We start from the raw sequence: 6,946 nt of genomic DNA, 5'->3' as shown, positions 1-6,946 counted from the left end.
CCACGCCCGGGTCGCCTGCGGGCCGAGCAACTCCCGCCCCTACCCGCCGCGACCTCTTCGCCGTCGCCGCCGACGCCTGGGTGGGCCTCTACCGCGACGGCGAACGCTCCCTCTCCGAGGCCCTCGCCGACCCCACCCTCCCGGACGTGCCCCGCGCCCGGGTCCGCGAGCTGCACAACCCCCCTCCGGCCGGGGCTTCAGGCAGCCGGCGAGGTCTCGACGGCCATGTTCTGCCCGGCCGCGATGAGCCAGTCCTCCCCCTGCCCGGTGATCACATAGAGGGCCACTCCCTGCGGCCCGGGAACGGGCTCGCCCGCGCTGTCGGTGGGCGTCTGGATCACGTTCACCACGATCACCCCGGGTCCGGTCTCCAGCATCTTGCGCACCTCGTACCGGGCGAAGGAATCCCGCAGGAAGCCCTCCATCGCCGGGCCACTGAACGCGACGATCGCCTCCCTCCCATCAAGCCGCCTGCCCATCGCGTTGGTCCAGGAGGCGTGCTCGGTGAAGCGCGCGCCGAGCGCGACGGCGTCCTTGGTGTTGAAGGCACGCTCCAGCCCCTTCACCACCCCGGTCACCGCGGCCTGCGTCTTGGGCGAAATCGCCCCGACTACCAGAACGTTGCTGCTCATGACGGTGTCCCTCTCGGTCGCGGACTGCTGCGCGGTGGCGGCGACGACTGCCGCCACCACCTACCCAACAACCTCAACCAAGGTCGAGGTCAAGCCCGCCGAGCAGCTTCGACATTGGAGATCATCCTGCGCAGCACGGTCAGCGCGGCCACATACTCCTCGTCGCCGATGCCGTCATGGACCACGGCCCGGAGCCCGGTCACCAACTCACGCAGCCGCGCCCTGGCGGCCTCTCCGGCGTCGGTGAGATGGAGAAACTGTCCGGCGTCGCCCCGCAGCCACCCACGGTGGAGCAACTGGGCGATGGCGCGAGGTATCTCATCCGGCCCGTCCGCCAAGGTCAGCAACTGCGCGGCCACTTCATCGCGGCTCGGCGCGGCGGGACGGTACTTGACGCTGTTGAGCACCCAGTACTGAGGCTGGGTGACATCGATCTCGGCCATGGCGTCCCGCAGGTGCCGGGTGACGGCGGAGTGCGCCTGGCCGGTCCAGTATCCGATGGGCTGACTGGCCAGCATGTCATCGGTGGCGGCGGGGTCGGCGGGGGCCTGGTCGGTGGTGGTGGGGGTTCGAGGATCCATGATCCCGACGTTACCTTCGGGCACCCCGCCCGGAATGCCGTCTCAGGAACCGCGCGTGCCGGGACGGCTCCGATGGGCGCGGTTCTCGTGCAACGAGCGGAGGTCGCGTGCGGTGCAGACTCCGCTGATGTCGCCGCGTGCGGCCCTGGTGTGCAGGGTGTCCCGCAGGCTCGGGGTCGGGGGGTCCGGGTTGCGCGGCGGTCAGTTGGCCGAGGGTGGGCATGGGGTCTCCGTGAGGGTGATGGTCCCCCGGGCTCGCCGCCCGTCAGTCAGCGGCAGCCGGGTGTTCTCGCGGAAACCCCGGATGAGTGCGAGGGCGCGGGTGCGCAACTCGTGCAGAGCGGGTCGTAGCCATGGTGTGCGGGGACGGGCGTGGCGGGGGTGGGGGGTCGGTGGGGTCCGGGGAGTGGATACGGGCCAGAGGGCGAGGACGTAGAGCCCGGTGTGGTCACCGACGATGAGCGCGAAGGGGTCACCCGCCTCCAACTGCTCGCTTACGGCCCGCTGTTCGTCGTCCGATCCGGCCCACTGCCGCAGGAGGGTCGGTACGTCGCCTTCCGCCCCGGCGACGGTTCGCAGGGCGCCGGCGGGGCACCAGGGTGACTCCCCGGGGTGGGGGTCCAGCCGGTCGGCGACGCGGAGCGCCTGGGCGGCGAGCCAGCGGGCGGTGGTGTGGAGGAGGGGGCTCTCGAACTCGGCGAGGACGGTACGGGCGGTTTCGTCCCGACCGTACACAGGCCCTTCCGCTGTGATCTCCGCCCAGTAAGCGGCGGGGTTCACCGGGCTCCGCCCCCGCTGCTGCGGGCGTTCACCTCGGTGAGGGCGGGCCGGAGCTGGTCGATGACGGTCGCGGGGCGTACGTCGGCGGGAGAGGCGTCCCACTCGGTGCCGCCGTGGGGCGGGCGGAGCGAGTAGAGGCCGTTGCCCGGGTCGGCGCCGGTGTCCATGACGACGCCGAGGGCTCTGGTACGGGTGTCGAACGCGAGGTCGCCGACGCTGAGTTGGGGTGGGTTGGGGTGTTCCGATACGTTCCTGTCGGGCATGGGGGACTCCTCTCCGTAGCGGGTTCGCTACCAGGTGGAGTCAGAGTGGCCTAGGCTCAGGACTTGCTCAACGTGGCATGGCGGCGAAGTAAGTTGGGGGTCGGATGGTCAATCGCAAGGAGTTGGATCCGGAGAGCAGTGCGCAGGCGGCGTTCGGTGCGCGTGTGCGCAGCTCACGTGAGGCTCGTGGCTGGCGGCAAGAGGATCTTGCCGCCGCGATGGGTGTGACCAGTGGGCATATCTCGGGTGTCGAAACTGCCCGGAAGATGCCATCTTTACGTTTCGCGAAAGCTGCGGACAGGGCCTTTGGCCTGACGGGTACGCTAGACACGTTCGAACGCCAGTGGCACGAGATGCACAACGGCAGCTTGCTGGAAGGTTTCCCGGAGTACGTCGGGTACGAAGGTCGGGCCGCCGAGATCCGGATCTTCGAATCGGGGGTGATTCCCGGACCACTCCAGACTCAGGAGTACGCACGGGCGTTGGCAGGCTTCTCAGTGCAGCGCGGCGACATCGCGCCCGAGCAAGCGGTTGAGCGAGTTGACTTCCTGATAGAACGGCAAGCCGCACTGGTCCGGACGCCGCCGCCGATCATCTTCGCGGTACTGGATGAGAGTTGCATCCGGCGACCTATCGGGGGACCCGCCATCATGGCGGCTCAGTTTGCGCGGCTCATCGAGTTCGCCAAGGAGCCGAATACGTCGTTCCAGATCGCCCCGTTCTCTATGGGGGGACGGACGCCGTTCATTCGGTTGGTTCACCTCTTGACGCTGGCGGATAGGTCACTGATGTCCTACGTCGAGTCACAGACTCAGAGCCAATTGGACCGCGAGCTGTCTTCCGTAGTGCCGTTGATGAGGAACTACCATCAACTACAGATCGAGGCAGCCTCACAAGCGGAATCGGTCGCCATGATCGAAGAGCTACGAAAGGGAAGTATGTGATACCCGCGACCAACTCTCCCTCGCTGCACTGGGTCAAGTCCTCCTACAGCACGCAGAACGGCGGGTCCTGTGTTGAGTGGCTCCCCGCGCACGCGACCACCACCGGCATAGTCCCGGTCCGGGACAGCAAGCGCACCGACGGCCCCGTTCTGAACGTCTCTGTCCGCGCGTTCGCCGGACTGGTCGCCCTCGCCCGGTCCGCCGACCTGTAGAACCGCACCGCACAGCACCAGGCCCCGCCGTTCCCCATCCTCCGGAACGGCGGGGCTCAGATTCAGCGGAGCGCTTCTTTCGGCCGTATGCGTCCGCTTCGGTCCCCCTGCCGGTGAGTGTGCCTACCCTCATTCAAAGGCCGAGGTCGTCCCACAGGCGGCCCGGTGGTCGTGCCCAATGAGGCAGGAAAGGGCAGCCTGTGACGACTGGGACCGTACCTCTCAACTGGGTCAAGTCCTCGTACAGCGGTAGCGGCGGGTCCTGCGTCGAGTGGGCCCCAGAGCACGCGACGGCTACCGGTGTGGTCCCGGTCCGGGACAGCAAGCGCCCGAACGGCCCTGCTTTGAGCATCTCCGATCGCGCGTTTGCCGCGTTGGTGGCTCTCGCCCGGTCGGCCGACCTGTAGTGCGGAGGGAGAACCTGTGAGCACTGAATCACCCAACTGGATCGCTTCTACCTACAGCAACAACGGCGGGACTTGCGTGGAGTGGGCCCCCGCGCGAGCGATGGCTACTGGCATGGTCCCGGTCCGGGACAGTAAGTGCGCGGAGGGCCCTGTTCTGAGCGTTTCCGTCCGTGCGTTCGCCGGGCTGGTGGCGCTTGCCCGGTCGGCCGACCTGTAGTGCGGAGGGCACCCCATGATCGCTGAACCACGCAATTGGATCGCATCCACCTACAGCAACAACGGCGGGTCCTGCGTGGAGTGGGCCCCCGCGCGAGCGATGGCTACCGGCATGGTCCCGGTCCGGGACAGTAAGTGCGCGGAGGGCCCTGTTCTGAGCGTTTCCGTCCGTGCGTTCGCCGGGTTGGTCGCGCTCGCCCGTTCCGCCGACAGGTAGAACCGCACTGCACAGCACCAGGCCCGCCCTACCTCACCCTCCGAAACGGCGGAGTTCGGGCAATCGGCGACCCGCCTCCGTAGTGGCGGCGGCGGTTGCCGGAGTCCGCCGGGACGCCCACTCCGCGCTCCAGATCGCTCCATGCTCGCGGCTATGAAAGGGCATTCTGTGATGGCCAAGACCAACGCGCCCCCGCTGCACTGGGTCAAGTCCTCCCACAGCGGCAGCGGCGGTACCTGCGTCGAGTGGGCCCCCGCGCACGCGATGACCACCGGCATGGTCCCCATCCGGGACAGCAAGTGCGCGGACGGCCCTGTTCTGAGCATCTCCGTCCACGCGTTCGCTGGGCTGGTCGCGCTCGCTCGGTCGGCTGACCGGTAACGAGGAGGAGCACCCTGTGAGCATTGAACCGCGCAACTGGATTGCATCCACCTACAGCAACAACGGCGGCAACTGCGTCGAGTGGGCCCCCGCGCGAGCAATGGCTACCGGCGTGGTCCCGGTCCGGGACAGCAAGTGCCCGGACGGCCCCGTTCTGAAAGTCTCCGTCCGCGCGTTCGCCGGGTTGGTCGCGCTCGCCCGGTCCGTCGACCTGTAGAAGAACCGCCCCGCACAACCCCGTGCCCCGTTCGCTTCCGGCGGGGCCCGGGTCGGGCATCTGACGGGGCATCTGACGGGCCGTCACCACAGGGCGGGACACGACCCGAGGCGTTTTGCCCTCGACCACCGGCGTCCGGGACTATGTCCCGCATGGCCTCCTTGAAGCAGTTCGACCCCGCGTCCGGGACCCGTGACTTCCTCGCAGCGGAGTACGAGCGGCGCGAGCGCGCGTTCGCGACGATCCGCACGGTGTTCGCCCGTTACGGGTTCCAGCCGCTCCAGACGCCTGCCTTCGAGCGGCTGGACGTCCTCACCGGCAAGTACGGGGACGAGGGCGACAAGCTGATTTTCAAGATTCTCCGACGCGGCGAGCACGAAGCGAGCGGGGAGGCCGATCTCGCGCTGCGCTACGACCTCACCGTCCCCCTGGCCCGCGCGGCGGCGGCATACGGCAGCCAGCTCCCCTCGCCGTACAAGCGGTACGCCATCGCGCCGGTCTGGCGAGCGGACCGGCCGGGCAAGGGGCGGTTCCGGGAGTTCGTCCAGTGCGACCTGGACATCGTGGGCTCGTCCTCACCCCTGTCGGACGCCGAGGTGGTCCTGGCTCTGCACGACGCGCTCGACGCGCTCGGCGTGCCGGAGTTCCGGTTCCTGGTGAACTCCCGGCATGCCCTGTTCGGCCTGCTGGAGGCGTACGAGGTTCCCGGCGAGCTTGGTTCCGGCGCGCTGATCACCCTCGACAAGCTCGACAAACTCGCGCCGGAGGCCGTGGTGAGCGAGCTGGTGGCCCGTCGCGGCCTGTCACAGGAGATGGCCCAGGGTCTGGTGGACGATCTCACCGCATCCGATGCGGTCGAGCGGGTCAGGACGCGGCTGAAGTCCAGCGAAACCGGTCAGGCAGGCTTGGCCGAGGTGGACAGGCTGCTGGAGCTGACCAAGGACACGATCCCTGCGGAGCGGATCGGATTCACGCCGAACCTCGTACGCGGACTCGACTACTACACCGGAGTGATCTTCGAGGTGGTCGCTCCCGGCGTGCCCGGGTCGATCGCATCCGGAGGGCGGTACGACAGTCTCATCGGACGTCTCGGCGGCAAGGACGCACCTGCCTGCGGCGGGTCCCTGGGCATCGAGCGCATCCTGCCCCTGCTCTCGCAGGCCGAGGAGGCCCCGTATGCGCAGATCGACGTGGCCGTCACGGTCATGGGGGAGGAGCAGGCCGCCGGCAGCTTCCGGTTGGCGGCCCAGATCCGCCGTGCCGGAGTCCGCACGGGCGTCTATCTGGGGTCAAGCGGGAAGTTCGCCAAACAGATGAAGTGGGCCGGCGAACAGGGGGCCCGGTTCTGTGTGATTTACGGCGCGGCCGAGCGAGAGGCCGGTACGGTCACGCTGCGGGACATGGACAGCGGTGAGCAGGTCCAGGTCCCGTTCGATCAGGCCGCCGAAGACCTTTTCCGGCGGTGTGCACCCTCCAGTTGACGCGCAGCGGCCCTGTTCCGCTGCCGACTCGTTCCGAGGAGGAGTGGATGGGAACGCAAGGCGATCGAATCTTCCGGATCACGGCCGAGCGGGGATTTCCGGACCCCTGGCTCAGCTTCGGGGACTCCCTCTGTGACGAGGCGGCCCTCAGCACGGAACTGACCCGCGCCATCAGCACAGCGCGCAAAGAAGGCACGGACGCAGCGCGTGGAGAGGTCTCTCGCGTGTTCGACGCGAAGAAGGCCAACCTTCTTCGCTGCGCGGGCATTCTCGACCAGGTGCTCGGCGACTATGACGCATCCGGTATGTGGGACGTCCTGAACGAGCGAGCCACCAGGCTGGACGTTCAGGACGTGCTGGGGACATGGGGCCGGACACAGGCCCTCCACCCGTTCCCCGTCGTGCTCCGCAGCCTCGAATTCAACTGGGGCTATATGAAGGAGTACGGCGTACGGGCGTTCTACGAGATGACGCGCGGCTACGTCGCACGGCTCCAGGACAACACCGAACGGTGGCATGCGGCCTAGGGCGTGTCTTCAATTGATCTTGCGTGGTGGATCATGGTCGGGTGATACGTCGTCATGAGCTGTCTGATGAGGAGTGGGAGTTCCTCCG

At 68.1% G+C, this 6,946-nt stretch carries 13 protein-coding genes; 9 read left to right on the top strand and 4 right to left on the bottom strand.

The window, feature by feature from the left end:
* Positions 1-197: 197 nt before the first annotated feature.
* The 4 genes from ABZX40_RS39565 to ABZX40_RS39550 form a co-directional block, all read right to left on the bottom strand.
* Complete coding sequence (locus ABZX40_RS39565; RefSeq protein WP_355750257.1) at positions 198-689, bottom strand: SgcJ/EcaC family oxidoreductase; 492 nt, start codon at positions 687-689, stop codon at positions 198-200.
* Between the two features lie 32 nt (positions 690-721).
* A complete protein-coding gene (locus ABZX40_RS39560) occupies positions 722-1,213 on the bottom strand; it encodes a MarR family winged helix-turn-helix transcriptional regulator (RefSeq protein WP_355750260.1) in 492 nt (163 codons plus the stop codon).
* A 201-nt stretch (positions 1,214-1,414) separates the two neighbouring features.
* Positions 1,415-1,948: a hypothetical protein gene (locus ABZX40_RS39555; RefSeq protein WP_355750263.1), complete on the bottom strand. Its 534-nt coding sequence runs from the start codon at positions 1,946-1,948 to the stop codon at positions 1,415-1,417.
* Between the two features lie 41 nt (positions 1,949-1,989).
* Complete coding sequence (locus ABZX40_RS39550; protein ID WP_355750266.1) at positions 1,990-2,256, bottom strand: hypothetical protein; 267 nt, start codon at positions 2,254-2,256, stop codon at positions 1,990-1,992.
* A gap of 104 nt (positions 2,257-2,360) precedes the next feature.
* Here ABZX40_RS39550 and ABZX40_RS39545 point away from each other — a divergent pair, with 104 nt between their 5' ends.
* The 9 genes from ABZX40_RS39545 to ABZX40_RS39505 all read left to right on the top strand — a co-directional run bounded on the left by ABZX40_RS39545 (position 2,361) and on the right by ABZX40_RS39505 (position 6,858).
* Entirely contained in the window at positions 2,361-3,200 is an 840-nt protein-coding gene (locus tag ABZX40_RS39545; protein WP_355750269.1) for a helix-turn-helix transcriptional regulator, read from the top strand.
* Positions 3,197-3,412 carry a DUF397 domain-containing protein gene (locus ABZX40_RS39540; protein WP_355750272.1) on the top strand — a complete coding sequence of 72 codons (216 nt, stop codon included), beginning with the start codon at positions 3,197-3,199 and terminating at the stop codon, positions 3,410-3,412. The genes ABZX40_RS39545 and ABZX40_RS39540 overlap by 4 nt, the downstream gene beginning before the upstream one ends.
* 200 nt (positions 3,413-3,612) lie before the next feature.
* A complete protein-coding gene (locus ABZX40_RS39535; RefSeq protein ID WP_355750275.1) occupies positions 3,613-3,819 on the top strand; it encodes a DUF397 domain-containing protein in 207 nt (68 codons plus the stop codon).
* A 16-nt stretch (positions 3,820-3,835) separates the two neighbouring features.
* On the top strand, positions 3,836-4,036 hold the full coding sequence (locus ABZX40_RS39530) for a DUF397 domain-containing protein (protein WP_355750278.1): 201 nt from the start codon (positions 3,836-3,838) through the stop codon (positions 4,034-4,036).
* Positions 4,037-4,051: 15 nt separating this feature from the next.
* The gene (locus ABZX40_RS39525) at positions 4,052-4,252 is read left to right on the top strand and encodes a DUF397 domain-containing protein (RefSeq protein ID WP_355750281.1); all 201 of its coding nucleotides are present in this window, start codon (positions 4,052-4,054) and stop codon (positions 4,250-4,252) included.
* Between the two features lie 171 nt (positions 4,253-4,423).
* Positions 4,424-4,633: a DUF397 domain-containing protein gene (locus ABZX40_RS39520; RefSeq protein ID WP_355750283.1), complete on the top strand. Its 210-nt coding sequence runs from the start codon at positions 4,424-4,426 to the stop codon at positions 4,631-4,633.
* Positions 4,634-4,649: 16 nt separating this feature from the next.
* On the top strand, positions 4,650-4,850 hold the full coding sequence (locus tag ABZX40_RS39515; RefSeq protein WP_355750286.1) for a DUF397 domain-containing protein: 201 nt from the start codon (positions 4,650-4,652) through the stop codon (positions 4,848-4,850).
* A 152-nt stretch (positions 4,851-5,002) separates the two neighbouring features.
* Positions 5,003-6,331: a histidine--tRNA ligase gene (gene hisS / locus ABZX40_RS39510; protein WP_355750288.1), complete on the top strand. Its 1,329-nt coding sequence runs from the start codon at positions 5,003-5,005 to the stop codon at positions 6,329-6,331.
* 47 nt (positions 6,332-6,378) lie between these two features.
* On the top strand, positions 6,379-6,858 hold the full coding sequence (locus ABZX40_RS39505; RefSeq protein WP_355750291.1) for a hypothetical protein: 480 nt from the start codon (positions 6,379-6,381) through the stop codon (positions 6,856-6,858).
* Positions 6,859-6,946 lie beyond the last annotated feature (88 nt).

The organism is Streptomyces sp. NPDC004610 (genome assembly GCF_040609715.1).
GTDB lineage: Bacteria > Actinomycetota > Actinomycetes > Streptomycetales > Streptomycetaceae > Streptomyces.
Note: the sequence above shows the minus strand (reverse complement) of the source record. Positions and strands in the feature narration are given on the sequence as shown.